The organism is Roseburia sp. 831b (assembly GCF_001940165.2).
GTDB lineage: Bacteria > Bacillota > Clostridia > Lachnospirales > Lachnospiraceae > Roseburia.
In genome coordinates, this window is the sequence record NZ_CP135162.1 from 2,933,024 (window position 1) to 2,959,492 (window position 26,469).

The 26,469-nt window shown below is 40.6% G+C and carries 18 protein-coding genes, 1 other RNA gene and 1 pseudogene; 15 read left to right on the forward strand and 5 right to left on the reverse strand.

The features are described from left to right. The first annotated feature begins 22 nt into the window (after positions 1–22). Entirely contained in the window at positions 23–1,054 is a 1,032-nt protein-coding gene (locus tag BIV16_RS13605; RefSeq protein ID WP_083625145.1) for a C39 family peptidase, read from the forward strand. Positions 1,055–1,485: 431 nt separating this feature from the next. Here BIV16_RS13605 and aspS read toward each other — a convergent pair whose 3' ends face one another. Continuing rightward, on the reverse strand, positions 1,486–2,808 hold the full coding sequence (gene aspS, locus BIV16_RS13610; protein ID WP_075680147.1) for an aspartate--tRNA(Asn) ligase: 1,323 nt from the start codon (positions 2,806–2,808) through the stop codon (positions 1,486–1,488). Between the two features lie 552 nt (positions 2,809–3,360). Between aspS and BIV16_RS13615 the strand changes: the two genes are divergently transcribed. The 4 genes from BIV16_RS13615 (at position 3,361) to BIV16_RS13630 (ending at position 7,723) form a co-directional block, all read left to right on the forward strand. After that, complete coding sequence (locus tag BIV16_RS13615; protein ID WP_075680281.1) at positions 3,361–3,573, forward strand: YjfB family protein; 213 nt, start codon at positions 3,361–3,363, stop codon at positions 3,571–3,573. 114 nt (positions 3,574–3,687) lie between these two features. Further along, on the forward strand, positions 3,688–4,386 hold the full coding sequence (locus BIV16_RS13620; RefSeq protein WP_075680146.1) for a YjjG family noncanonical pyrimidine nucleotidase: 699 nt from the start codon (positions 3,688–3,690) through the stop codon (positions 4,384–4,386). 288 nt (positions 4,387–4,674) lie between these two features. Then, a complete protein-coding gene (locus BIV16_RS13625; protein WP_075680145.1) occupies positions 4,675–6,012 on the forward strand; it encodes an ABC transporter substrate-binding protein in 1,338 nt (445 codons plus the stop codon). 10 nt (positions 6,013–6,022) lie between these two features. Further along, complete coding sequence (locus tag BIV16_RS13630; protein ID WP_075680144.1) at positions 6,023–7,723, forward strand: methyl-accepting chemotaxis protein; 1,701 nt, start codon at positions 6,023–6,025, stop codon at positions 7,721–7,723. 1,526 nt (positions 7,724–9,249) lie between these two features. Here BIV16_RS13630 and BIV16_RS13635 read toward each other — a convergent pair. Beyond that, on the reverse strand, positions 9,250–9,837 hold the full coding sequence (locus BIV16_RS13635) for a rubredoxin-like domain-containing protein (RefSeq protein ID WP_075680143.1): 588 nt from the start codon (positions 9,835–9,837) through the stop codon (positions 9,250–9,252). A 168-nt stretch (positions 9,838–10,005) separates the two neighbouring features. Here BIV16_RS13635 and BIV16_RS13640 point away from each other — a divergent pair. Beyond that, positions 10,006–11,383, forward strand: a pseudogene (locus BIV16_RS13640) (transposase). Between the two features lie 332 nt (positions 11,384–11,715). On the opposite strand, the gene BIV16_RS13645 reads toward BIV16_RS13640, so the two are convergent. Next, a complete protein-coding gene (locus BIV16_RS13645) occupies positions 11,716–12,105 on the reverse strand; it encodes a Fur family transcriptional regulator (RefSeq protein WP_075680142.1) in 390 nt (129 codons plus the stop codon). 470 nt (positions 12,106–12,575) lie between these two features. On the opposite strand from BIV16_RS13645, the gene BIV16_RS13650 reads away from it, so the two are divergent. Further along, positions 12,576–13,940 (forward strand): DUF6128 domain-containing protein, encoded by a 1,365-nt coding sequence (locus BIV16_RS13650; protein ID WP_075680141.1) that lies wholly within the window; start codon positions 12,576–12,578, stop codon positions 13,938–13,940. Here the strand turns inward: BIV16_RS13650 and BIV16_RS13655 are convergent. Then, positions 13,900–14,472, reverse strand: a complete 573-nt coding sequence (locus BIV16_RS13655) for a GNAT family N-acetyltransferase (RefSeq protein WP_075680140.1) — start codon at positions 14,470–14,472, stop codon at positions 13,900–13,902. The genes BIV16_RS13650 and BIV16_RS13655 overlap by 41 nt on opposite strands. A 63-nt stretch (positions 14,473–14,535) precedes the next feature. Here BIV16_RS13655 and tadA point away from each other — a divergent pair, with 63 nt between their 5' ends. The 8 genes from tadA to BIV16_RS13695 all read left to right on the forward strand — a co-directional run bounded on the left by tadA (position 14,536) and on the right by BIV16_RS13695 (position 24,294). Next, the gene (gene tadA, locus BIV16_RS13660) at positions 14,536–15,021 is read left to right on the forward strand and encodes a tRNA adenosine(34) deaminase TadA (RefSeq protein WP_075680139.1); all 486 of its coding nucleotides are present in this window, start codon (positions 14,536–14,538) and stop codon (positions 15,019–15,021) included. Between the two features lie 82 nt (positions 15,022–15,103). Then, entirely contained in the window at positions 15,104–16,486 is a 1,383-nt protein-coding gene (locus BIV16_RS13665; protein WP_075680138.1) for an MATE family efflux transporter, read from the forward strand. A gap of 291 nt (positions 16,487–16,777) precedes the next feature. Next, a complete protein-coding gene (locus BIV16_RS13670) occupies positions 16,778–18,391 on the forward strand; it encodes an ATP-binding cassette domain-containing protein (RefSeq protein WP_075680137.1) in 1,614 nt (537 codons plus the stop codon). Positions 18,392–18,491: 100 nt separating this feature from the next. Continuing rightward, positions 18,492–18,753: signal recognition particle sRNA large type (ffs, locus tag BIV16_RS13675), an RNA gene on the forward strand. Positions 18,754–18,862: 109 nt separating this feature from the next. Next, complete coding sequence (mgtE, locus tag BIV16_RS13680) at positions 18,863–20,278, forward strand: magnesium transporter (RefSeq protein ID WP_083625143.1); 1,416 nt, start codon at positions 18,863–18,865, stop codon at positions 20,276–20,278. Positions 20,279–20,436: 158 nt separating this feature from the next. After that, the gene (locus BIV16_RS13685; RefSeq protein ID WP_075680136.1) at positions 20,437–20,937 is read left to right on the forward strand and encodes a hypothetical protein; all 501 of its coding nucleotides are present in this window, start codon (positions 20,437–20,439) and stop codon (positions 20,935–20,937) included. Positions 20,938–21,437: 500 nt separating this feature from the next. Further along, the gene (gene pta, locus BIV16_RS13690; protein WP_075680135.1) at positions 21,438–22,421 is read left to right on the forward strand and encodes a phosphate acetyltransferase; all 984 of its coding nucleotides are present in this window, start codon (positions 21,438–21,440) and stop codon (positions 22,419–22,421) included. A 1,414-nt stretch (positions 22,422–23,835) separates the two neighbouring features. Next, positions 23,836–24,294 carry an Hsp20/alpha crystallin family protein gene (locus BIV16_RS13695; protein WP_075680134.1) on the forward strand — a complete coding sequence of 153 codons (459 nt, stop codon included), beginning with the start codon at positions 23,836–23,838 and terminating at the stop codon, positions 24,292–24,294. Between the two features lie 271 nt (positions 24,295–24,565). On the opposite strand, the gene BIV16_RS13700 is transcribed toward BIV16_RS13695, so the two are convergent. After that, positions 24,566–26,098 (reverse strand): hypothetical protein, encoded by a 1,533-nt coding sequence (locus BIV16_RS13700; protein ID WP_075680133.1) that lies wholly within the window; start codon positions 26,096–26,098, stop codon positions 24,566–24,568. Between the last annotated feature and the right edge of the window lie 371 nt (positions 26,099–26,469).

A 26,469-nucleotide genomic window follows, 5' to 3' on the forward strand; every position in this document is an offset into this window, starting at 1 on the left:
AAAGTAGAAGAAAGGGTATATTGTGAACGGAAGATACCAAAGAACGTCCGAGGAGATTCGCAGGCGAAAAATTGCACGCAAGAAAAAAAGAACACGTAGACGAATTCTCACAGTGTTGTCAATCATAGCAGCTTTTTTGCTTGGAATTGCGGTTGGGAAAAAGCTTCCCGAAGAAAAAGGTACATTGCAGCAGGCGCTTCAAGGGGAAATTCATAGTCTGACTTCTGATATAGAAGATAAGGAGGAGCAGCCTTGTGATAAAAGGGAGGCTGGAATGCAGACAGGGTTAACGCTGGACGAATTGTCAAGCCTTGCGGTAGATAAACCAAAGAAGCTGACAAGAGGGGAAGCGGTAACAATCCTGACGCAAAAAGCCACAGAGGACGAACGTTATAGCCAGGTGCTAGAAAAAGAAAGCCTGTATCCGGACGAGATTCTCATAAATCTTGCAAATAATCCAGAGCAGATTTCGTTTGCAGTAGATTACCCTGGTGAGAATTTTTCTATATCAGAAGGACTTACCGAGGATGAACTGGCACAAAAATGTCCACTTTTCCTACAATGGGACAAGCGCTGGGGCTACCATGAATATGGAGATGAAAGTACGATTGCGGTCAGCGGATGCGGACCGACATCTCTAGCTATGGTTGTAGTTGGATTGACCCACGATGCCTCGGTCACACCAGAAAAAGTTGCAGATTTTGCGATGAACAATGACTTTTACATGTATGGAACCGGCACCATGTGGAGTCTTATGACAGATGGTGCTGCCTATTTTGGACTTGATTCCACACAGATTGATATTGACAAAGACCAGATGGAAGCATGCCTAAACCAGAATGGCATGTTGATTTGCTCCCTAAAGTCAGGAGATTTCACGACAGCAGGGCATTTCATCGTAATTTATGGCATTGAGGATGGTAATTTTCTCGTCAATGATCCATTCTGTGTCTACCGGAGTTCGCAAAGCTGGTCCTATGACACATTGCAGCCACAGCTAAAATCCGTCTGGGCAGTATATGCCAATGGCTCTGCAGAGAAAGCGGAGGTGTAGGCAGGCTGATATAAGTATTTTAAGGAAGCTTTAAGTGTTTTCTGGCATTTTTGCAGAATCCCCTCCAAGGAAATCTGAGCATTAGGTGTTTCCTAGAGATTTTTACAAATTCTACTCCAATCATGGTCTATCGATGGAGTAGAAATTTCTCAAAACTCCCCAAAACACCTAAATCCGTTAAGTCAATGGAGTAGAAATTTCAAAAAGCCGCTCAAAACATCTAAAGTTGCTAGGACAATGGAGTAGAAAATCAACAAAATCGCCAAAAACACCTAAATCCATTAAGTCAATGGAGTAGATATAAAAAAAAACTCCAAAAACCACCTAAAGCCACCAGACCAATAATAATCATCCATCCAAACACCTAAGACGTCACACGATGAATATCTCCGGACGTGGCAGACGAGGATGCATTCTATTTCTCCAAACACCTAAGGCGTCACACGGTGAATATCTCTAGGGAAGAGCGTTGCTTCGCGGACATTCTCAAATCCAAGGAGCCGGCTTGTGAAACGTTCAAGTCCAAGACCAAGACCGCCATGCGGTGGCATGCCGTATTTGTGCATCATAAGATAGCTCTCGAAAAGTTCCACATTCATGCCGCGTTTTTCTAGTTTGGCAACCTGTTCCTTATAGTTATGAATACGCTGTCCGCCGGTGGTGACTTCAAGACCGCGGAATAAAAGGTCAAAACTGCAGGTTTCCTCCGGGTTTGTTGGGTCATCCATTGCATAAAAAGGTCTTTTCTTGCTTGGATAATGCGTCACAAAGACAAAGTCAGAACCCGTTTTTTCAAAAATGAGCTTGGAAAGCAACTTTTCTTCCTCTGGTTCAAAGTCGTCGAAGTCCTTGATTTCGCGGTGATAGGTGGCAGCAATCAATTCTTTTGCCTCCTTGAATTTTAAGGAAGGAATCGGCTCGCATGCCGGCATCTGTACGCGCAGCAAAGACAGTTCTTTTTCATAGTGCGTAGAAAGATATCGTAGTGCGGCATGAATCATGGATGTCTCCATCTGCATAATTTCTTCAAAATTCTGAATATATCCCATCTCAAAATCAACACTTGTATACTCGTTCAAATGCCTGGAAGTGTCATGTTTTTCAGCGCGGAACACAGGTGCAATCTCAAAGACACGTTCGTAAACGCCAACCATCATTTGCTTGTAAAATTGTGGACTTTGGGCAAGGTAGGCATCTTTTCCAAAATATTGGATTGGAAAAATATTTGCACCGCCTTCCGCACCGGTTGCAACGATTTTTGGTGTATGAATCTCTGTAAAATTCTGTTCATAAAGAAATTCCCGAAAACCGCGGCAGATTCCCTCCTGAATTTTGAAAATTGCACGCTCTTTTTCGTTCCGAAGTGTAATCGGGCGAAAATCTAACTTGTTTTCCAAGGAAGTGTCCACAAGTTTATTGTGGATGACAATTGGAAGTTCGGCGGCTGGTGTGGATAAAATCTCAACGGAGCGAAGCCGCAATTCGAATCCGGTTTTGGAGCGTTCTTCTTTTACAACATCAGCGGTAAAAATGACGCATGATTCTTCGGAGAGTTCCGACAAGGCAAAATCGGAAAATTCTCCATATACACACTGGATAATCTCGCGTTTGGTGCGAAGTAAAACAAAGGCAAAACCGCTCATTTTGCGGATTTTATAAATGCTGCCGTGAATGCGGATTTGTTTTTCTAAAAATTCCCCCTGCATAAGTTGTTCGGCAGAGACTTCAGGGATAAGAGTTTGTGTTGTTTTCATAATTGTAGATTCCTTTCTATTTTAAAATTTTAAAACTGGAATCTGCAATCCATAAGGGCATCGTCTTTATGCCACATGATATCACCTTCTTTCAAAAATTCGTGCGTCAAAAGTTACGCACAAATCCGATTTTGTAATAAAAAAAGCGGGCCACACCGGTTTCCTAAAATACCAATGTGGTCCGCAAAAAGAGCGGTAACAGCTTCGATGAAAAAACTGTATCCTGATATGGTTCCACATAGGCACGACACGAAGAGCGCTCGCACCTATGAATGTTTCATAAGCACAAGCGCTACTGATCGTCGTCCCTATTTTCTGTGAAAACAAAAAGGTTAAACATCATCGCTACCTGCTTTCTTAAAAATTAAATATTTTTGTCAATAATAGCACTCATGTATTTACAAGTCAAGAAAAAGATGTCATAATAGTAGAACCCAGAAAGCAAGGTATAAAGTACTATTTTTTAAAAAGCCAGATGTTGTTTTGCAGCGATGATGGAGAAAAAGATGCCATGATTTCACGGGAAAATACCGCAGAAAGGTTGGGATGCAGATGGATTTAGCAGGATTAGATGTTGCATTAGGTACAGTCAGCCAATATGACTCGACATCAGCTGTCAGTTCCACAAGCCTCGCCTACACGGTAGGGGTGGAAATGCTTGATAAAAGTATGGAATTGAACCAGACATTGTCGGATGGAATGGTGAAAATGATGGAGAATTCCGTTACACCATATCTTGGCGGCAATATTGACACCTATGTATAAACAGAAATTAAGAAAAGCAGGTGGACGTTCGTTCGCCTGCTTTTTTGTGGAATTACCGGGTTTTAACTTGTGAATCCACTGAGATTTTAACAACAAAGGAAAGAGGAATTTACGATGATAAAGACAATCTTATGGGATGTGGATGCAACCCTTTTGAATTTTGAACTTGCAGAAAAAGCCGCAATGGAGAGGTGCTTTTCCATGTTTGAAATGGGGGAGTGTACGCAGGAAATGCTTTCACGTTATTCAAAAATTAACCGTTCCTACTGGCAGCGGTTAGAGAGAGGCGAATTGACCAAGCCGGAAGTTTTGGTGGGAAGATTCGAAGAATTTTTTGGAAAAGAAGGTATTCCGGTGGAGAAGGCAGCGGCGTTTAATGAGGAGTATCAGGTGCGTTTGGGCGACACCGTATTTTTCCATGACAATGCCTATGAGCTGATAAAAGAGCTTCAGGGAAAAGTGAAACAGGCGATTGTGACAAATGGAACGGTTGTGGCGCAGGAGCGGAAGCTGGAAAAGTCAGGGCTGAATAAACTCATTACAGATATTTTTATTTCAGACCAGATTGGGGCAGAAAAACCAAGCCCAAAGTTTTTCGAAAAAGTCTGGGAAGAACTTGGACCATATAAAAAAGAGGAGGTTATGATTGTGGGAGATTCCCTGACCAGCGATATGCAGGGAGGAAACAATGCAGGAATCCGATGCTGCTGGTATAATCCGAAAGGCTTGAAAAATGAGTCATCTGTACATGTCGATTATGAGATTACAAACCTCTGGCAGGTGAAAGATATCCTGAGTAATGAGAATTTGTAAAAAATGAGTATGTAGAAAATGCACTATAATCTACGAAAATTTAAGAGAAAACACGCAAAATAGACCGAAAATTTACGAAAATAGAAAGCAGAAAGTGTGTTTGCTATGTTATAATGTGTATAAATATAATGCATAAGGGGCCTGTTTTTATGATTTTATACAAAAAACATAATTTTGTGCTATGGAATTGAAAGTTGGAAAAATGAGACAGAGGAAATGAAAAATTCACTGTATAAAAGTTCTATAAAAATAATGCGCAAACGAGGAAAGAGAGGAGAGCGATCACATATGACAATGAAAAAACTAGGGGCGATTTTGATGAGTGTGGCAATGGCAGTGACCTGCTTTTCAGGCTGTGGAACTGCAAAAAAGGAACAGGCAACCATATATTATTTGAATTTTAAACCGGAGGCGGCAGATACGTGGGAAAAAATAGCAGAGGAATACGAAGCGGAAACAGGTGTTAAAGTCAAAATTCTGACGTCTGCAAGTGGAAATTATGAGCAGACCTTAAAGTCAGAGATTGCGAAGCGCGATATGCCGACATTATTCCAGATTAATGGACCGGTAGGCTACTCTACGTGGAAAAATTATTGCATGGATTTAAGCGATACGGATTTGTATTCCTGGCTGTTAGATAAGGACATGGCAGTAACAGATGGGGACGGTGTATATGGGATTCCGTATGTAGTAGAAGGTTACGGAATTATTTATAATAATGCGATTATGAGTAAATATTTTTCCAGTGCATCCAAGACAACACCGTATCAGTCTATGGATGAAGTGAACAATTTTGAAAAATTCAAAGAAGTTGTTGACGATATGACCGCAATGAAAGACCAGCTTGGAATTGATGGTGTATTTGCATCTACATCTTTTTCAGCAGGTGAGGACTGGAGATGGCAGACTCATCTTGCAAACATACCGGTTTATTACGAATTCAAGGATAAAGGAATTTCAGATTCTGACACCTTAGATTTTACATATGCACAAAATTTCCAGAACATTTTTGATTTGTATATCAACAATTCTGTGACGGACCGCACACAGCTGGCGGACAAGACGGTGGATGATTCCATGCAGGAATTTGCACATGGAAAATGCGCCATGGTTCAGAATGGTAACTGGGCTTGGAGCCAGATTTCATCGGTAGAAGGAAACGTTGTGGGTGAGGATGATGTGAAATTTTTCCCAATCTACACAGGTGTGACAGGGGAAGAAAATCAGGGACTTTGTATCGGTACTGAGAATTATATCTGTGTGAACAAATTAGCGTCCAAGGAACAACAGCAGGCATCCATTGATTTTATGGAATGGGTATATAGTTCAGACAAAGGAAAAAGTTATGTAACAAATGAGCTTGGATTTATTTCTCCATTCAATACATTTTCGGATGACGAAAGTCCAAGTGACCCGCTGGCAAAAGAGGTATTGGAATACATGAATGACAGCAGTAAATACTCTGTAAGCTGGAATTTTACAGCGTTCCCAAACCAGAAGTTTAAAGATGATTTTGGTTCAGAACTGTTGGAATATTGTAAAGGTGAGGTTGATTTTGCAACTGTTACAAGTACGGTAAAACAATTATGGGCAGAACAGAAGGAAGCACAAAAGGAAGGACAGTAGGAGGGTAATTATGGCAAAAGAAAAACAGAAAGCAACAAAACGTGGTGCAAGCATTCGCCAGAAAATTACTGCTATGCTGGCGGCGACCGTAGTTGCAGTTATTGCAATTATTCTTGTAGTTTCATCCGTTGTAAACAAAAAGAATATTACAGAGTTATGCGAGAGTTATTTATATGACACCTGTATTTCTGCATCCGATACTTTATATGAAAGTTTTTATGGAGATTCCGAGCGAAACGATTTAGGCGTACGTCTCCAGTATATTTTGAACAATGTCGGAATCGACACGATGGATTCGAGCATCTGTTACCTGGTTGATACAGATGGAAATTACCTGTATCACCAGAATGAAGACCTGATTGGAACACAGATTCAGGACAACCCGGTTGTACAGTCCGTAATAGACCGCTACCAGAGCGAAGGAATGATTACAACAGCAGACGTAAGAAAAAGTGTTGTCGATGGAAAACCGGTGTACATCGCATTCATGTGTACCGTAAATGACTGGATTGTTGTGGTTCAGGCAGATGAATCCGACGTGATGGCACCAATTACAACCATTAACACGGTATCCATTATTTTAGGTGTTGTACTGTTGATTTTAAGTCTGGCAATTGGATATGCGCTTACTTACCATATTACAAAACCAATTTCTGTTTTGACAAAAGTTATCAATGACATTTCAGAACTCAAGATTAACAATACGCATAAGATTCCAAAGACGAAGGATGAAATTGGTGTAATGGCCAATGCAGTAGAACATATGCGGGAACAGCTTTCCAATATTGTAGCCGAATTAAATGGTATTTCCGATGTCCTTGTAGATGACTCGAATAATCTTTACAATATTTCCAATAAAGTAAATGATGCATCATCGGATAACTCAGCAACAAGTGAGGAGCTGGCTGCAAGTATGGAAGAGACTTCATCTTCCGCAGAAAGTGTAAATCAAAACATCCAGAACATGAATGACCGTGTTTCCATTGTGGCAGAAGAAGTGCAAAAAGGTGCATCTCTTACCACAGATGTTATGGAAAAGACGAATGAAATTCAGGAAAACACGAAACGTGCCAGCGATGCAACTACGGATGTGTTTGCGTCTATTCAGGCAGCGTCAGAGGAGGCAATTATCCGTGCGAGAGAAGTAGATAAGATTAATTCACTTGCAGGTGCAATTCAGGATATCGCCGAACAGACCAATCTTCTTTCCTTAAATGCATCCATCGAGGCGGCAAGAGCAGGAGAGGCGGGACGTGGATTTGCGGTTGTTGCAGATGAAATCTCAAAACTTGCCAACCAGTCCACCAACACAAGCGCCGACATTTTAGTCATTGCCGGACAGGTAAATGAATCCGTAGAAGTCTTAACACAGAATCTTGAGAAGGCGCTTGAATTCATGAAAGTTAATGTCATGGGAGATTACGAAGAATTCATGAAGTCCTCCGAAGAATATACCGAGGCAACAAGAAGCATTGAAGCGTTTATGGATCGTGCAAACGAACAGATTATGGAGATTCGTTCCGGAATCAATGCGATGGCAGAGTCCATTGGCAGCATCAGCAATAACATCAACGAATGTTCCGTTGGAGTCAATGATATTGCAGAGAAGACCACAGATGTCGTAACACTCACCGTAGACACCTTCGAGAGAACCACAAACTGTAAGAACTCTGCTGAAAAATTACAGGAAATCACATCTAGATTCCAGTAAGTGTAAGTCGTTCTGGGTTCCGGACGCAGAATTGGGATTCAGGAAAGTGCGGGATGTGCGGGTTTGGAATCTAGGAATTTGTATTTACAAGATGGGAATGAACTAAGAATTTAGGAACTTGTATTTACGAGATGGGAAGGAACTAAGATAAGAATCTAGGAACTTGTATTCAAAAAGCAGGAATGGAATAAGAATCCAGAAAATTACTACGACAAGATAGAAACGGAGTAGGATGCTTGGAATGCATTGTTAGAAAGCAGGGAATAGCTGATAGTGCAGAACCTTGTAATTACAAAGGTCGGAATGGAATAAGAATCCAGAAAATTACTGCTACAAGATAGGAACAAAGTAGGATGCTTGGAAAGCATTGCTAGAAAGCAGGGATTAGCTAATAGTGCAGAACCTTGTAATTACAAAGGTCGGAATGAAATAAAAATTCAGGAGCCTGTATTCACGAGGTAGGAATAGAGTAGAATCCAGAAAAATACTATCAGAAAGTAGGAATGGACTTAGAATCAAAGAAAAATGCTTTAAAAATTTTTTAGAATAAGTTATATACACAAGGGCTTGAGAAGTTTTTCTCAAGCCCTTGTTGTATGTTAGGGAAGTGGATGTTTTCCAATAGTGTATACATGTCAATAGAGTAAACAAATCAATAGGATATGCATGTCAACAGAGCATGTGCGTCAATAGAACCTGTATTCCAATAAAATATGTACGTCAATAGAATATGCATGTCAATAGAACATAGATTTCTTAGCACAGAACTCAAATTTATAAGTCCTATGGGAAAGTAATTTCGTACAAAATTATTACATTGCTTATAGTATCCAGGCAGAATGAATCTGTTTGGGCGTAGTCAATGGAAAAATCTTTCCTACGCCCAAAACAGTTAGAAAACACAAACGTTATGTAAACTAAATGGGCGCCAGAAGCAATAGAACGCTTCCTACGCCCCGTGTTGCTGGTGTAATGGGGGCGTAGGAGCATGAAGGATAGGGAAAACAGCCAATTGGCATCATTTTTAAGAGAAAATTAGTGAAAAATGGGCGTCAGAAAGAAATGGTAGTGGGATTTGCCCAACGAGCCTGAAAACCCAGCAAGCAAGGAAACTTAGAAGCACCAGTGAGCCAAAAATTCCAACAGGCCAGAGAACTTAGCCCCCAGTGAGCCAAAATCATCAGCGAGCCTGAGAACTTAGAAATATCAGCAAGCAAAAACAGTATGCCAGTCCCTAGCACACCAACAGACCAGCAATCCAAAATCTTTAAGTAAGCCAGAAAGATCAGCAAACTAAAACCACCAAAATCCCAATCCCCTCGGCAAATCCCAAGTCCCGGTCAAGCCAGGAATCCCAGTAAGCCCGAAAAATAAAACGATGCTGATAGACTAAACTTATAAATCCTAAAAAGTTTCATTTCAAAACAAAAACAGACTTAAGGATTTCCCTCAAGCCTGTTTCCAAAAACATATTTATTCCAAGTCTGTTCACATTAAGATTTCTCTAAAGTATTGCGAAGTGCTTTTTAACCAAAGTATCTGTCAAGTAATCCCTTCAAAGCTTTTCCATGTCTAGCTTCATCACGAGCCATCTCATGAACGGTATCATGGATTGCATCAAGGTTGTTTTTCTTAGCACATTTTGCAAGTTCTACCTTACCAGAAGTAGCACCGAACTCGCAGTCAACTCTCCATTTCAAGTTGTCTTTGGTTGTAGCTTTCATATTAGGCTCTAAGTCCTCGCCTAACATTTCTGCAAATTTAGCAGCGTGCTCTGCTTCTTCGTAAGCAGCTTTTTCCCAGTAAAGACCTACTTCTGGGTATCCTTCACGGTGAGCGATACGAGCCATGCAAAGGTACATACCAACCTCAGAACATTCACCTTCAAAGTTTGCTTTTAACTGATCGAAGATGTATTTCTTGTCCTCTTCGCTGATTTCAGGATTGTTTTTTACTGTTTTTGCATAAACGCCATATTCATGTTCTGCAGCAAGTGCAAGTTCACCTTCTACTTTTTTGAACTGGTCAGCTCCAACGTGACATACTGGACATTCTTCTGGAGGATTGTCTCCCTCATAAACATAACCACATACACTACATACATACTTTGCCATAATTTTAATCTCCTTTTCTTTTATGATGATTGTAGGCGCTTGCGAAACGCCAAAAGCCGCATAAATACGGCTTTTTTTGTTGTTAAAATAAAATATCTCCTCAAGGTTTATGGTAAAATAGAGTTGTGAGAAACTATCAACCAATCCACCTAAAGGAGATATACCTACATGATAACACATAAACAGCTCTCTTTGGCAGAAGTTTTTGAAGATTGCCAAAATAAATTCGACAACGACAAATACCAGTTCCTTTCTCTTCTTGATGAAGCCATTAACCTTGATGAAATTGTTCCTGTTTCTTTTGTTACTCATTTTCATGCTTCAACCGGAAGACCTCGTAAGCACCAGCTTTATCCAATGCTTAAAGCTTTTCTGATTCAGCGTATATTCTCAATCCCGACTGATATGCTCCTAATCGTTTTCTTGAAATACTCTCAGGAATTACGTGATTTCTGTGGCTTTGATGTTGTTCCTGATGCCTCAAAATTTACCCGTTTTAAACAGGATTTCCTGATGGACTTACAATCTATGTTCGTTCACATGGTTGATATGACCGAACCGATATGCCAAAAACTTGATCCTCATCTGGCGGCTATGACCATCTTCGATACCTCTGGCATTGAAGCCTGGGTGACTGAAAATAATCCAAAATACGCAAACCGTATTATCAAGCAGTTAAAGGCTTTCAAGAAATCCCATAACCTTGATGATTCCTATGATCCTTATAAGGCTGCTTATGGTTCCATGCCTACGCATGCTGCTTCCAATCAGGCAATCCAGCAGATGTACATTAATGGACATTTCTGTTACGCCTATAAGTTTGGCATTGTAACCAACGGACTTGGTATTGTCCGTGATATCACTTTCTATAACAAAGAGTTCCTAAAGGCTCATCCGGATATCGTTGTGGAAAAGAAATCTGACTCTCCTGATGAGGATAAATCTCTTGCCGATTCAAAAGCCCTGCTTCCTGTCCTGGTTGATTTCTTTCAGAAGCATCCGCTTATCGCCCCTAAGACTTTTCTTGGTGATGCTGCTTTTGACACGATTGAAATCTACAAATCTCTTTTCGGTGAAATTGGATTTGAAAAAGCATTTATTCCTCTCCGCGTTAAACTTTCTATGGAAGATAACGGTTATACCATCAACGAAAATGGTGTTCCCTGTTGTCCTCATGATCCTTCGCTTCCTATGAAAAGAGAAGGTAGTAAATCACACTTAAAAAGCAAAATTCCCACGATGAAATTTGTCTGCCCGAAAATGAAATGGGAATACAATAAAGCAGATAAAACAAAACGCCGTGTATGCCATTGTGATAATCCCTGCACAACATCTTCCTGTGGAAGAATGATTTACGTTTATCCCGAAAAGAATCTTCGTGCCTATCCCGGAGTGGAACGGGGGTCAGACGAATGGGAAGAAACATATAAAATCCGTGTAAACGTTGAAAAATCTATTAACCACTTTAAAGACAGCTTTTGCGTAGCTAATCGTAAAACCCAGAACGAAAAAACGCTTCATGCCGATTTACTTTTGGCTGGCATAGCTCAACTTGTTACAGTAATCGTTGCTGATAAAATTCATCAACATCAATACATCCGAAGTCTTAAGCCTTTGATTGCTTAAAATTGAGATTTTATAAATTTTTCTGCTTCATACTAACTATGAAGCCTTTTTGTCATGCCCTAAATGAATGACTGCCACCTTCCATTCCAAGAATCCTGCATTGCAGGATTCTATCCTTGTTTTCAATCAAGATTGCGAACTTGTTTCGCAATTACCTATATGATGATTGATTGAGTTTTAATATTAATAACTATTACTAATTTTAGACAAAAAAATAATTTTGTCAATTATTTTTCTTTTCCTTTTTTGGAATTATGATTCCCGTTTTCGCATACATTCTGGACACTTTCCATAGAAGTAGGTAATATGTCCATCGATTTCACCATCAAAATCCTGTCCTGCCAAAACATTGATATGTTCTAAGCCCTCTAATTTAAGGTCAAGCACCGCGCCACATTCCTTGCAAAAGAAGTGATAGTGCGGTTTCGGGTTCCCGTCGAAACGGTCCGGACCGACACCACTTGCAATCTTTTGAATCTCACCGATTTTGGAGAGAAGGTTCAAATTGCGGTAGACAGTACCAAGGCTGATGTTCGGAAAATCCTCCTTAATATTAAGGTAAACTGTCTCTACGGTAGGATGATCATAACGAGTTGTCAGGAAATTTAAGATAGCATCCCTTTGTTTACTTCGTTTTAACATCGTTCCTCTCTTTCAATCAATAATGATAATTGTTACTGAAATTATAATATCATCTTGAAAAAGATATGTCAATACTTTTTGAGAAGAAAATAGGAATAATTACTAAAATATTTTCAAACAAGAAAAAGTATTAGTCGAAAAGCCTGGTGAGCATATTAATAACTGGAGAAAAAAGCATGATATAATTCAGGTTATTTTATTAAAAAAATACTACTGATGACTTTCGGACTGCATTACGTGAAAAATGAGTCCGGCATATTTCGTATTGTGTCATCCTACCAAAAAAGCCCGGCATATTTCGTATTGCGTCATCCTCCAAAAAGCCTGATATATTCCGTATTGCGCCATCTCAAATCCCCCAGATGTCTTTCAAGTTGTATCTTAAAAAAAGAATGTTCCTAGTAAACAGGAATACGAAAAAATTTTCCTCATATAGATAGTAATAAGGAAAATTAGAATGAGAGTCTTAAATGTCAGGGTTCAAACGGTTTGTTTCGTACATTTATTTATATGAAAATGAGGAGAAGGCAGGAAACGTCGGGTTTGCTAAGATAGAACTTCGAGGGGAGGAGTGTCGGATTGAAGTCCATCTTCGGGGTACATACACCAATAACGTTTCCTGCAAGATATATTTATTTACCGAAAAAGGGGATTTTATACAGGGAGTTTTCATTGGAGCGTGCCGGATTCAGAATGGAAAAGGCGATTTTATAGGAAAAATCAAGGCACGCGGTGTAAATGGAACATCATTAGATTTTGGTCAGACGGATGGACTTTATCTTGCCTGCGAGGATGAACGGATTTTTGCGACGAGATGGACGGATGGCGTCAATCAGCCGATTTCTGCGAGAAGATTCCGAGAGTGGAAAGCGACGGATGAAAAAGAGAGAGCAGGGGAATCTGCGCGGCCACAGGACATGAAAAAAGTGGCAGAAACCACCGCAGCGAATGAAGAACAGGAAATTGTAGAAACCACTCCAGCAATGAAAGAACAGAAAATTGTGGAACCACCCCAGACAACTGCAGAAAGCAGAAATGCAAAAATGTTCCAATCAATAAAAGAAAAGAAAATTGCGGAACCACCCCAGACAACTGCAGAAAACAGAAATGCACAAATCATCCAAACAAATGAAGAAAAGACAGCAATGGAACCCGCACCATCATTGGCAAAAAAGGCAGCAATGAAATCAGCGCAGGTACAACCAGCTGAATTCCCACAACAACCTGCACAATCGCAGCCAGCCGAATCCCCACAACAACCTGCACAATCGCAGCCAGCCGAATCCCCACAACAACCTGCACAATCGCAGCCAGCTGAATTCCCACAACAACCTGCACAATCGCAGCCAACTGAATCTCAACAACAATCTGCACAATCACAACCAGCCGAACATTCACGCACATCTACTCAGCCACAGGACTTATCAGAGGAATCCATCCACGCGACCGAGGTCCCGATGCACAATATTTTTCCGCAATTTATCTGGGAGGAGCAGTGGGAGAAATTAACGAAAAATCATCCGATAGTGAAACTTTTTTCCGATGATACGATTTCCTGTGTGCGAATTGAATTAAAGGATTTAAGGGAGCTGCCAAAACGATACTGGTACCTTGGCAACAACAGCTTTTTGCTGCATGGATTTTTCAATTACCGCTATCTGTTGCTGGGATGTTTTGAGAGGGAAAAAAGATGGTTCCTCGGGGTCCCGGGGATTTACCAAAATCAGGAGCGCGTGATGGCGGCGATTTTTGGTTTCCCGGAATTCCTGACGGAAGGAGAGGCGATGGAGCCGGTCAATCATTTTGGGTATTGGTATCGTCTGCTGGACGAATAAGCCCATAACGCATGTGGTCGACCCACTCCCCATGTAAAAAAATGGAATCACACTCAATGCCCTCATATCGGAAGGACAACGATTCCAAAAGATGAATGGAAGGTGTGTTATCGAGTGCAACTCTCGCATTAATCCGGTGCAGACCAAGATCGGTAAACATAATGGAGATGCCTTTTTCTAACGCTTCGCGGGCATAACCATGATGCTGGTAGGCACTGGAAAATTTATATCCGACCTCAGTGCAGGCGTAGACGTTTCGCAGAATATTGTGGAAACAAACAGTACCTATAATTGTAGTTGGATCTTCTTTTAAAAAGACATAAAATCTTACGGTAGATTGGCTTAACGCAAGTTTATATTCACATTTTAACAAGGCTTCCTGATGGCGGATGGTATAAAAAGAATCCGGCCGGTCAGGCTCATATTTTTCAAAAAGTTCTCGGTCACGCAGTTGGAAATCGAGGACTTTTTTTGCTTCGTTCGTATTTAAAATTCTTAAAACCAGGCGTTCGGTTTCGTAGCAAAAATCCATTGCTTGTTCCCCTTTGACATTATATGTTATAACTATAGTATAGCATTTTTAAGGAGAGTGTAAATGACACAGGATGAAAAATATATGAAAGCCGCCATCAAAGAGGCAAAAAAGGCGTATGCCCTTGCGGAGGTGCCAATTGGATGTGTGATTGTGCAAAATGATAAGATTATCGCGCGTGGATATAATAAAAGAAATACGCAGGGGAACACCCTGGCGCATGCGGAGCTGAATGCAATCAAAAAGGCCAGCAAAAAGACCGGAGACTGGCGCCTGGAGGACTGCACTATGTACGTTACGTTAGAGCCGTGTCAGATGTGCGCCGGAGCCATTGTACAGTCGCGCATGAAAAAAGTGGTGATTGCCTGTATGAACCCGAAGGCGGGATGCGCGGGTTCTGTTTTAAACCTTCTCCAGATGGAGCAGTTCAATCACCAGGTAGAAATCGAACGGGGAGTTTTAGAAGAAGAATGCTCGACGATGCTTTCTTCTTTTTTTCGGGATTTAAGAGAGAAAAAGAAAAAAGAGAAGAAAAAACGGGAAGAATAGCTATCGTGTATGCTGTATACAAAACAGATTTTGGTACAGGATATTTTTGCATCAGAGATAAGATAGGAGAACAGATAGAAAAATGAAACAAGAACAACAAAATATATTAGGGACAGTGCCGGTAAAAGATTTGCTGGTAAAATTTGCGGTGCCAAGTATTATCGCAATGCTAGTCAGTGCATTGTACAACATTGTCGACCAGCTTTTTATTGGACAAAGTGTCGGTACGCTAGGAAATGCCGCAACCAACGTGGCGTTCCCGCTCAGCACGTCCTGCGTGGCAATTTCACTTTTGCTTGGAATTGGTGGAGCTTCCGCTTTTAACCTTGCAATGGGGGAAGGAGACAAGGAGAAAGCGCCGCACTATATTGGAAATGCGATTACCTGCCTGCTGGTTTTGAGTATGCTTTTGATGCTGGTCAGCGAGATATTCCTTACCCCGATGTTAAAACTCTTCGGAGCAACTACAAATGTACTTAAATATGCAAAAACCTATGTATCCATCACGGCGATTGGATTTCCGTTTCTGATTCTTGCGACAGGGGGCGGACATTTGGTTCGTGCAGACGGCAGTCCAAGATTTATGATGGTTTCAAACCTGGTGGGTGCCATCATCAATACCGTTTTAGACGCGGTGTTTATTTTTGGCTTTAACATGGGGATGAGAGGAGCCGCACTTGCAACCATCATCGGACAGATTTGTTCCGGGATTTTGGTGATTGCGTATCTGACGCACTATAAAACCGTGAAACTGACGATGATTCACCTGATTCCAAAATGGGAATACATTGGAAAAGTAATTGCACTCGGAGCATCACCTTTTTTCAATCAGATTGCAATGATGATTGTGCAGGTATTAATGAACCAGTCATTGACATACTACGGCGCACAGTCCGTTTACGGGGAAGATATTCCGCTCGCATGTGCTGGAATCATCAATAAAGTTTCCATGGTCTTTTTCTCGATTATCATCGGAATTTCCCAGGGAATGCAGCCGATTGCAAGCTTCAACTACGGGGCAAAAAACTGGGAGCGTGTCCGCAATGTATACAAGCTTGCGATGCGCAGTGGATTTGTGATTTCCATTTTTGCATTCGTGCTGTTTCAGACGATGCCAAGACAGATTATTTCGCTGTTTGGAAAAGGCGATTCCGAAATGTATTATCAGTTTGCCATTTTGTATTTCCGGATTTTTCTGTTTTTTACGTTTGTCAACTGCGTGCAGCCGATTGTGGCAAACTTTTTTACCGCAATTGGAAAACCTAAGAAAGGTATTTTCTTATCTCTGACGAGACAGATTATCTTTTTCCTGCCCTGCTTATTGATTTTACCACAGTTTCTGGGAATTGATGGCATCATGTACACAGGTCCGGTTGCAGACTGCGTCGCAGCTGTCATCGGCATTGTGATGGGGGTTCAGGAGATGCGCAGACTAAAAGGCTATATGGCAAAAGAAGAATCATAAAACAAAGTTTTTAGAAAAAAAGATTGACAATATATGGAAGTTGCGTATAATTGTAAAAAAAGTAAGAGGTAGAAACGATGAAAACATTACAGTCAGTGAAAAACTTTATGTTCGTGAAAAAACCGGTGAGACAGATCATGGTCCCACAGGTCTTTTTTGCTAGCATAAAACATCCGCTGACGTGATATAGTATAACTACAAATGTAATTATATGTGAGAGGCCGATGTTTTGAAGATTCAGAGCATCGGTCTTTTTGTATATTCACGGCTCTACCAAGAAGGAGGAAAGTGATGATAAGAAAATTACTACAAGGCATACCGAAAAAACTATTAATCTGCAACGCAATCTTCACCATTATCTGGGGTTTGATGAACTCCTATATGACGGTGGCGCTCGCGAAGGTGACTGCTGTCAGCGTCGAGCGAAAAACGTTTGTGGGCGCAGCACTTTTCTTTGTCGGATATATTTTAGTGTGGGAAGCGGCGGAGTTTGTCTGCGATATGTGCGATGGCACGCAGGACGCTTACGTGCGCAACGAGAGTTACCGCTATTATTACAAAAAGATTTACGAGACGAAGCCGTCTGTTTTGCAAAAAGAAAATACCGGTTATGTTGCCGGCATTTTGACACAGCTGATTGAGCGGAAGGCAAAAATGATGCAGAGTACTTTGTTAGCGTCCATCAGCATCATTTATATCGGCTATCTGATTGTCTATATTGGAAAATATTCTCCATGGTTTTCCTTGATTGTACTTGGACTTACCATCGTGGGCGTTCTGATTCGTCTTGCGTGTTCGAAAACGATTGCGCCAAGTCTAAAGGCGATGACAACGGCGAGAGGAGAGCTGAATAAGATTTTTATGGACGGGATTCACAATATTTCGACCGTGCAAAGGTACCGCGGCATTGATTTTCTAATGAAAAAGACAGACGGCTATTGCAAAGAAAACCTTCGGGCGACAAAGAAATTTTTCTTTGGAAATGAGGTTGGTTTTACCGCATATAAGAGCGTCAATTATCTGCTTTGCCCAATCTGCATGTTTGTGGCGCTTGCACTTTATACGAAAAATCCAAATTTCCCAATTGTGGAATTTATGGCATACCTTGCAATTGTAACGGTACAGCTGGTACACAATGTAAAAAATATCGCAAGCTTTATCAATGATTTTAACATTTATGCGACCTCACAGCGCGAGATGGATAAGATGGTTGCGGAGTGGTCAGACAGCTATACCAGCACTTCCATCGGAAGTGCGTTTGAGACTATCAGCTTAAAAGATGTTTCCTATCAGTACACCACCGCCGAGGGTGCGACGACCATCCAGATTCCTCATTTTTCCATGAAAAAAGGGGAGCGTGTCTGCATCACTGGGGAGAGCGGTCAGGGCAAGACCACGATGTTGAAACTGCTTTCCGGTATGATTGAGACAGAAAACAAACTGTTTGTAGATGGAAAAGAGACGAAGAAAAATATCGACGCAGTATTTATTGCGCAGGATACGGAGATGTTAGACATGACGCTTCGCGAGAATCTGACTTTTGGAAAAGAAGGCATTTCAGACGAGGAACTTATCTCCATGATAGAAGAAGTCGGCATGGGCGACTGGCTGGAAAAACAAAAGGACGGGCTGGACACCATGTTAGGAGAGCGCGGCGTATTTGTTTCCACCGGACAGCGGCAGCGTCTCAACTTACTGCGGGGGCTTCTGATGGAAAAAGAGATTTACTTACTCGATGAGCCTACCAGTAATGTAGACGATGAGACCGAAGAAAAGATGATTTCTCTCATCAACCGGAAGTTGAAAGGAAAAACAATTGTAGTTGTAACACACAAACAAAAAATCTGTGAGATTTGTGACACACAGTACTTTTTCACAGACAATCAGATTGTTTGTGCCGGTTAACAATAAGGAAGTTAAAATGTCTGTTTTTGCCAATACAATCCAAGAGTTTGTGCGGTCTAACTATTGACAATTGGCGGTGTTATAGGCTATACTTAAATCTCCGAGCAGCCGGGGTGGTAGCGGTACCTTGAACCAACAATCCGCTATAGTTGGGGTGATGTCGAACAGAGGGTCTTCAATTTTGGAGCTGCCCTTCATAAGTGGCGCTGACGTTTGGGTCTTGCGCAACAGGAATTTACGAACCAGGTCAGGTCAGGAATGAAGCAGCCTTAAGTAAAACCTCCTGTGTGCCGCGAGGGTGCCTGGGCCGAGTTAACTGTGGAGGTAACGTCTGGGATTTCGATTCGAAGTAAGACGCTCGGTTTTAAATTTTACAATGACAATTGCAAAAGGACTGCCGCATCTGGAAACGACGGGTGCCACAGCCCTTTTTTGCTGGATAAGATTTGTGTGGAAGAAGGAGGTAACGATATGACAGAAAATGAAATGAACAAAGTAGAACAAGTCATTCCGGAGAAACCGGATTACGAGAAAGAGCTGATTTCCATCGTCCGAAGTCAGGACTCTGACGATGTCATACGAGACCGCCTTGCGGACTACCACGAAAACGATATCGCAGATATTTTGGATGATTTGACTGTTACAGAAAGAAAAAAGCTGTATCGTATTTTAGGTGTTGACGCAGTTTCAGAGGTATTTACCTATCTGGATGATGTTGGAACCTATATCGAAGAGTTAGATGCGGAAAAGGCTGCAGATATCATTGAGTCGATGGATGCGGATGATGCGGTCGATATTTTGGACGAACTGGAAGAGGATAAAAGTGAGGAAATCTTCCATCTGATGAACGATGAAGCACAGCATGATATCGATTTGATTCATTCTTACAGTGAAGATGAAATCGGTAGCAAAATGACGACAAACTTCATTGTGATTGACCGTGGTGCCACAGTGCGCCAGGCAATGAAAGAGCTTGTCAGCCAGGCAGCCGAAAACGACAATATCATGACACTTTATGTGGTAAATGATGACCGTACTTTTTACGGTGCAATTGATTTAAAAGATTTGATTTCGGCAAGAGAATATGCGAATCTGGAGGATTTGATTGCAACATTTTACCCTTATGTTTATGCAGAAGAATCCATCAGCGAATGTATCGAAGAATTAAAAGATTACTCCGAGGACTCCATCCCGGTTCTGGATAATGGAAAAAGAATCATCGGTGTCATCACAGCCCAGGATATCGTTGAGGTTGTCGATGAGGAAATGGGAGAGGATTACGCAAAATTAGCAGGTTTGACGGCAGAGGAAGATTTAAAGGAACCTTTGCTAGAGAGTATGAAAAAAAGAATTCCCTGGCTTATCATTTTATTAGGTCTAGGACTCGTGGTATCAACAGTTGTTGGAATGTTTGAAAAAGTAGTGGCAGAACTGACCATTGTCATCTGTTTCCAGTCCCTGATTTTAGATATGGCAGGAAATGTCGGAACACAGTCACTTGCGGTTACCATCCGTGTTTTGATGGATGAAAACCTTTCCGGAAAACAGAAGTTGTATCTGGTTGGAAAAGAAATGCGTATCGGTCTTGCAAATGGTTTGCTATTAGGACTGCTATCTTTTGTCTTTATCGGGTTATATGTGATGATTGCAAAACACGGAACACCGGGATTTTCTTTTGCGGTGTCCGGCTGTATCGGAATTGCGCTTGTGACAGCGATGGTGATTTCCAGTTTTACCGGAACAATTATTCCAATGTTTTTCCATAAGATAAAAGTTGACCCGGCAGTGGCATCCGGTCCGTTGATTACGACCATCAATGACCTGGTTGCAGTTGTGACTTACTACGGACTGACTTGGATTCTGTTGATTCAAATGCTCGGTTTTTAGGAAAAATGCCGAACGCAGACGAAAACCGGCGAAGATGAAACTGCTATTTGGGGAAACAATATATTATAATAGAAGAGACAGGATAAGTGAATGACCATTTTGGCTCGAAAAGCTGGAAGATAGAACGACAGAATTGGCTAGAAACGGGAGGATAAAAAATGTGGGATAAAATTCGAAAATTTTTATATGAAGTGTGTGACATCATGGAACTTTTGATGGCAGTTGCAGTTGTGGCAGGTCTTGTCATTGCAGTGGTATCGCTGGTGCCGGATTTACAGCATTATTGGGCAAACCGCACGCATGAAGGGGAGTTCCTGATTTATCTGGACGCCGTATTCAATATCGTAATCGGAATTGAGTTTATGAAGATGTTATGTAAACCAAACTCCGCAAACATCATCGAAGCGCTGATTTTTTTGATTGCACGACACATGATTATTGGAACCACAACAGCGGGAGAAGATTTGCTGTCTATTATCAGTATCGCAATCCTGTTCTTATTCCGCAGATTCATGTTAATGACAAAGCCAAACAAAAATCAGAAGCTGCCAAATCTTTTTCATGTAATCAAGGCAATGCAGAGTCCGGAAGTGCGGGATATGATAATCGAGGCAGAGGAAAAAGATTTAAGACACACGGAACACAAGAAAGAAGACTAAGGCATGCAGAACACAGGGAAGAAGATGCTGAGAAAACATTAGAAAATCTTAGACTTTTCTTATGTTTGCTCATCGGAACAAAATTGCCTTGTCATTGTGCAATTTGCCAGTAAGAAAACTGTAAGCAACCTTTTGACACCAAAGTCTGAGAAATAAATCACACAGAATACAATGAAAAATACAAGAAAAGCAGGCTGATTGTAAGGGGAGAATGATACACAGAATGCGAAGGAAAGTAAAGAATGGGGAAAAACAAAAGAGAGATTTTTTCTGAAATAGAACACAGATTGAGAGAAAATCTCAAATAGAATTGAAAAATTCCTGTTAATTTTTTCACAAAGTTTTATTTTAGCAGAAATGTGCCTAAATGTCAAATAAAAGTGCATTTTATCAGATACAAGCATTGAAATATTTAGTTTCTGCTATATAATGAAGGTAAATCGTGCGTTTTGCACAGTAATCTTAAACACATTATAAAATAGAAAAGTGAGGAAAATAAAATGTTCGGATTTGGTCAGTTAATCGAGATCCTAAAAAAAGATCCTAAGAAAATCGTCTTTACAGAAGGAAACGATCCTCGTATCTTAGAGGCAGCTTCCAGACTTTTAGCAAGCAGCTTCCTTCACCCAATCCTTGTTGGTAATCCAGACGAAATCAACAAAGTTGCAGAGGAAAGTGGATTTAATATTCGTGGAGCAGAGATCATCGACCCAAACAATTATGATAGATTTGACGAGATGGTAGATTTATTCTGCGAACTTCGTAAAAGCAAAGGTGTTACACCAGAGCAGGCAAGAGGAATTCTTTCCCAGGCAAACTACTTTGGAACAATGTTAGTAAAAATGGGTGTAGCTGATTCCCTTCTTGGTGGAGCTACATATTCCACAGCAGATACAGTTCGTCCTGCATTACAGTTAATCAAGACAAAACCAGGCAACAGCATCGTATCTTCTTGCTTTATCTTAGTTCGTCCATCTGCTACAGGTGAGAACGAAGTATTGGCAATGGGTGACTGTGCAATCAACATTCATCCAACAGAAGATGAATTAGTTGAAATCGCTGGAGAATCTGCAGAGTGTGCAAGAATTTTCGGTGTAGATCCTAAGGTTGCATTCTTAAGCTACTCAACACTTGGTTCCGGAAAAGGTGAAGATGTTGACAAAATGCGTAATGCAGCTCACAAAGCAAAAGAAAAATATCCAAACCTTCCAATCGAAGGCGAGATTCAGTTCGATGCAGCAGTATCTCCACGTGTTGCTCGTACAAAATGCCCTGAATCAGAAGTTGCAGGACATGCAAATACATTTATCTTCCCAGATATCAACGCTGGTAACATTGGCTACAAGATTGCACAGCGTCTTGGTAACTTCGAAGCTTACGGACCAATCTTACTTGGTTTAAATGCTCCAATCAATGACTTATCCCGTGGATGTAACGCGTCAGAAGTATACTCCATGGCAATCATTACTGCAGCATTAGCATAATAATCGCTAGAAATCATATAAAAATATACCCAATGAAAAGCGGTATCCGAAGGAAACTTTGGATGCCGCTTTTCTTGTCGGAGAAGATGTTAGGGATGTAGAGGTTCTTGTTATATAGGACGGCAGGAAGATAGCTTTTGTTGTTATATAGGACAGAAAAAGTATAGCTTTCGTTGTTATACAGTGCAGCAGGAAGATAACTTTTCTTGGCATATAAGGTACTGGGAAAAAACTTTTCCTATACTACAAGATTCGTAGAGATTGCTTTTTGGCATAGAATTTTGTTGTTCTACTGTTCCACGGATATTTGCATTCGTGGTGCGTTTACAATGTCTGGAGAACTTGAATTGGAGTGAGAATCTAGAAAAGTGCATGAAAACACCCAAAGACGTTAAGGCAATGGAGTAGAGATTTTCAAAAATCGTAGAAAACACCTAAAGACGTCAAGTCAATGGAGTGGAAAACTTCAGAAATCAGGAAAAACACCTAAAGCTAGGAAAGCAATGGAGTGGAGATTTCCCAAAATCGCAGAAAACACCTAAAGACGTCAAGTCAATGGAGTGGAAAATTTCAGAAATCAGGAAAAACACCTAAAGCCATTTAAGCAATGGAGTAGAAATTTCCCAAAATCGCAGAAAACACCTAAAGTCATAAATATAAACTACTATCTATATAGTGGACACGTAGTTAAAAAAATCCCCTCTTTTTAAAGGTGATACCTAGATAAAGGACGTACATTCTACGCTATAATATTAAATTCACATGAATTTTAAGCCGACGAAAATCCTGAGAATACCAAGTCAACTGAATTCCCCAGAATTCTAAGCCAGCTCAACTCAAAAAATACCAGATCAACTGAATTCATAAGGATTCTAAGCCAACTCGTCTCCCAAGAATTCTAGCCAATTCAATTCATGAGAATTCCAAGCTAACTTACCTTCCAAGAATACAAAGCCAACTCACCTCCCAAGAATTCCAGTCCGCCCGAATCCCATCCGGGGATTCCAAACCCCTGCCCTTTTGCGTTGGAATATCACTATGCAGAAGCAGACCGCGAAAGAGAACCGCCAAGCCTCCTTTTCATCTGGGAATATTGCTAAATGAAATAAGTGACGTAAAAACAAGTCATCGAGCTTATAATCTATAAAGAAAACGGTCACTTGAAAGTGCAATAATAAAAATACACTTGTAGTTATACACAAAATAATGTGGATAATGTTGGTAAGTGCGGGATAATTAACTTAATAAATGGAAATATTCTGAAAATATAATGGAAAAATAAATTAAATCTAAATAAATTATAAAATTAGCACTCACCTATTGACAGTGCTAATAAAAAGGTCTATAACGTAGTTACAAGGTAAGAACAAGAAAGCTTATCGCAAAGAATAAGAATAGAAAGAGGGAAACGATTATGTTAAGACCAAGTATTTTTAGTAATAATTTTGTAGATAATATGTTTGATGACTTTTTCGATGATTCTTTCATGCCGACGATGTCGGCTATGCCAAGCCAGTATGCCCGCACAACAGGCGCTATGAGCACAGATGTACGGGAGACAGATAATGCTTACTATATAGATATGGAACTTCCTGGATTTGCAAAAGAGGATGTTCAGGCAGAACTGAAAGATGGTTATCTGACCATCAATGCTGCACACAATGAGAATAAAGAAGAAAAGAACAAAGAAGGAAAGTTCATACGAAGAGAACGTTACACCGGAAGTTATCAGAGAAGCTTCTACGTTGGCGAGCAGATGACGCAGGAAGATATCAAAGCTAAATTCAACAATGGTATTTTGACGGTTGAAGTTCCAAAGAAAGAAGCAAAGCCGGAAGTAGAACAGAAGAAATACATTACGATTGAAGGCTAAATAATTTTGGAAGGTTATCTGAAGCAGAAAAGGTTAACTGAAAATCAAGAATTGTGAAAAGATATGGAAACTGTCCAGTTGCAATCGTTTCAATACAAATAGATGAAAAAGGTGCTATACCAAGTGAGGAAACTCTAAGGTATAGCATCTTTTTGCTTTTGCAGAAAGTGCTGCTTTTACATAGAGGAAAGCTTTCTATAAGGATGCGACGGGAACACATTTTAAAAGGGCAGTATACATAATTAGGTATTTATTGCTCCGACCAGTTAAGTTATTCTGCTTGTATGTTGTCTGACAAGTTTTCGTAATCATCCATTTGTTTGCTGACCCAGTTCATGGTATCTTGATAAATCTGTCCAAACGAGGTGCCAAGAATTTTTTCAAAATCGCCATTGGTGGTTGAGAGCGCGGCAAGTTTGTCAAATCCATAGGTGTCCGTGATATATTTTGCCATTGAGGCGGATTCGGAGTAACCGATATCTGATATGGCAGGAACATTCAAATTGCCGGTCGCAGGATCAAAACGTTGGGAATAACGTTCAAGAGCCTGGCGATAGGTACCAAGAGTGCCAGAATAACAATCGTTTTTATCATCCCAGTAGCCTCTCTCTCGAATAAGATTTTTTCCGATATAGGAAACATAGGCAATACTGCTTTCGCGGTTCTCTAACTCAATATTGGCCATAACGGTTGGAAACCATTCTACCAGGTATGGGTGTTGTATCGTAGGCACAATTTTATCAGGACCATATGTCAGATGATGACAATATTCGTGTAAGAGACAATAGGGCACTTCATACCAGCCTAATACAACCTTTATGGTTTCCTCATCAGGAAAATAACAAGAACGGGAAGTATTGACGTCATGCTCTTTTTCAAATTGTGTTAAAATGTAAACCTTATTTAAGTTTTCCGGGAGGTATCCACCGAGATAATCTCTTGCATCTTGAAAGTCTAGAACACGTAGGGGTTCGATAATATTATAATTTTTTACCATATTAAGGTAACCGATTGCAGCAACATCTGCATCTTCCCATAGCCAGATGGCATCGTCGGATTCGATTCGGTAGGTACAGGAATCTTTTGCGTGGTCGGTATGATTATAGCCAAAATTAATTTTTCCAAGTTCGGAGTAAGCCGAATCGCAACCGATGCTTTTCAGCCACTTATTTTTTTCATTCACAAGGGATTCATGATCGTAAGATTGCTCTAACGAGTGACATAACTTTTCGTAGGCATCAAAGGAATAGGAATCCACATACCAAAGAGAAAAAGCTTTCACCGATTCTTTTTCAATGGCAGAATCCTCCTGTGAAAAATAAGTTGTTTCCAACATTGGAAGTGTAAAATCTAAAAGGTACAGGTGCTCCTTGTCGCTGTAAAAGGATTGAAGTTCGTTGGTGTGTGTATCGGAATTGTCATAGGAAAGGATGCCATTATCGATACAATATGCGAAAAACAGGCCATACTGCTCCGCGCAGGAAGTATTGCCTGGATGCGTTTTCTTTACGAGACACCATAAATCATCGAAAGTGAGCGTTTTCCCATCCGTGATGCATAAAGGAGTGTGAAAAGAGGCATTATTATCGGATTGAAACCCAAGGTAAACGGTCAGGTCTTGGGTAGGAGAATCGAAAAAAGAATCTGTGTAGGAAATAAAATCGGAGATTTTTCCGATAAGTTCCTTGGCACTTTCTTCGTCAAAGTTCTCTGAATTAAAATCATATTCGATTCCCTGGTAGGTTGTGTAGGTGCTAAAACCATGCCATTTCCCTGGAAAAATTTCCTTTTCCTTCCATTCCACTGTATCAATGTCAAAGTTTTTTATATGTGGGCAATGAGCCCGTCCTATAAAAAGGACAAGAAATAAGAGAAAAACGAATATGAATGAAGCTTGTAATTTTTTGTGTCGCATATATGTACTTTATTCATAATGATGATATTGGGCTATTTTTTCAAAAATAGGATTCAGGTGTCAAAAGGCAGCTTACAGGTTTCTTGTTGGTAAATTGCACAATGCCAAGTCTATTTTGTTCCGATGAGTGAACATAAGAAAAATCTAAGTATGCCTGATACAGATTATTTCAGAGTGACGTGCCCGGAATTCAACGAGCCATCCTTGGCTCGTGAAGCCTTGTTCTGCCGTCCGTGGCAGAACATCACTGGGTATTTTGG

What these genes read in the sequence shown, in the direction of transcription:
- aspS (WP_075680147.1), bottom strand. Translation starts at nt 2,808, where the DNA reads ATGAAAACAACACAAACTCTTATCCCTGAAGTCTCTGCCGAACAACTT.
- BIV16_RS13615 (WP_075680281.1), top strand. Translation starts at nt 3,361, where the DNA reads ATGGATTTAGCAGGATTAGATGTTGCATTAGGTACAGTCAGCCAATAT.
- BIV16_RS13620 (WP_075680146.1), top strand. Translation starts at nt 3,688, where the DNA reads ATGATAAAGACAATCTTATGGGATGTGGATGCAACCCTTTTGAATTTT.
- BIV16_RS13625 (WP_075680145.1), top strand. Translation starts at nt 4,675, where the DNA reads ATGACAATGAAAAAACTAGGGGCGATTTTGATGAGTGTGGCAATGGCA.
- BIV16_RS13630 (WP_075680144.1), top strand. Translation starts at nt 6,023, where the DNA reads ATGGCAAAAGAAAAACAGAAAGCAACAAAACGTGGTGCAAGCATTCGC.
- BIV16_RS13635 (WP_075680143.1), bottom strand. Translation starts at nt 9,837, where the DNA reads ATGGCAAAGTATGTATGTAGTGTATGTGGTTATGTTTATGAGGGAGAC.
- BIV16_RS13645 (WP_075680142.1), bottom strand. Translation starts at nt 12,105, where the DNA reads ATGTTAAAACGAAGTAAACAAAGGGATGCTATCTTAAATTTCCTGACA.
- BIV16_RS13650 (WP_075680141.1), top strand. Translation starts at nt 12,576, where the DNA reads ATGTCAGGGTTCAAACGGTTTGTTTCGTACATTTATTTATATGAAAAT.
- BIV16_RS13655 (WP_075680140.1), bottom strand. Translation starts at nt 14,472, where the DNA reads ATGGATTTTTGCTACGAAACCGAACGCCTGGTTTTAAGAATTTTAAAT.
- tadA (WP_075680139.1), top strand. Translation starts at nt 14,536, where the DNA reads ATGACACAGGATGAAAAATATATGAAAGCCGCCATCAAAGAGGCAAAA.
- BIV16_RS13665 (WP_075680138.1), top strand. Translation starts at nt 15,104, where the DNA reads ATGAAACAAGAACAACAAAATATATTAGGGACAGTGCCGGTAAAAGAT.
- BIV16_RS13670 (WP_075680137.1), top strand. Translation starts at nt 16,778, where the DNA reads ATGATAAGAAAATTACTACAAGGCATACCGAAAAAACTATTAATCTGC.
- mgtE (WP_083625143.1), top strand. Translation starts at nt 18,863, where the DNA reads ATGACAGAAAATGAAATGAACAAAGTAGAACAAGTCATTCCGGAGAAA.
- BIV16_RS13685 (WP_075680136.1), top strand. Translation starts at nt 20,437, where the DNA reads ATGTGGGATAAAATTCGAAAATTTTTATATGAAGTGTGTGACATCATG.
- pta (WP_075680135.1), top strand. Translation starts at nt 21,438, where the DNA reads ATGTTCGGATTTGGTCAGTTAATCGAGATCCTAAAAAAAGATCCTAAG.
- BIV16_RS13695 (WP_075680134.1), top strand. Translation starts at nt 23,836, where the DNA reads ATGTTAAGACCAAGTATTTTTAGTAATAATTTTGTAGATAATATGTTT.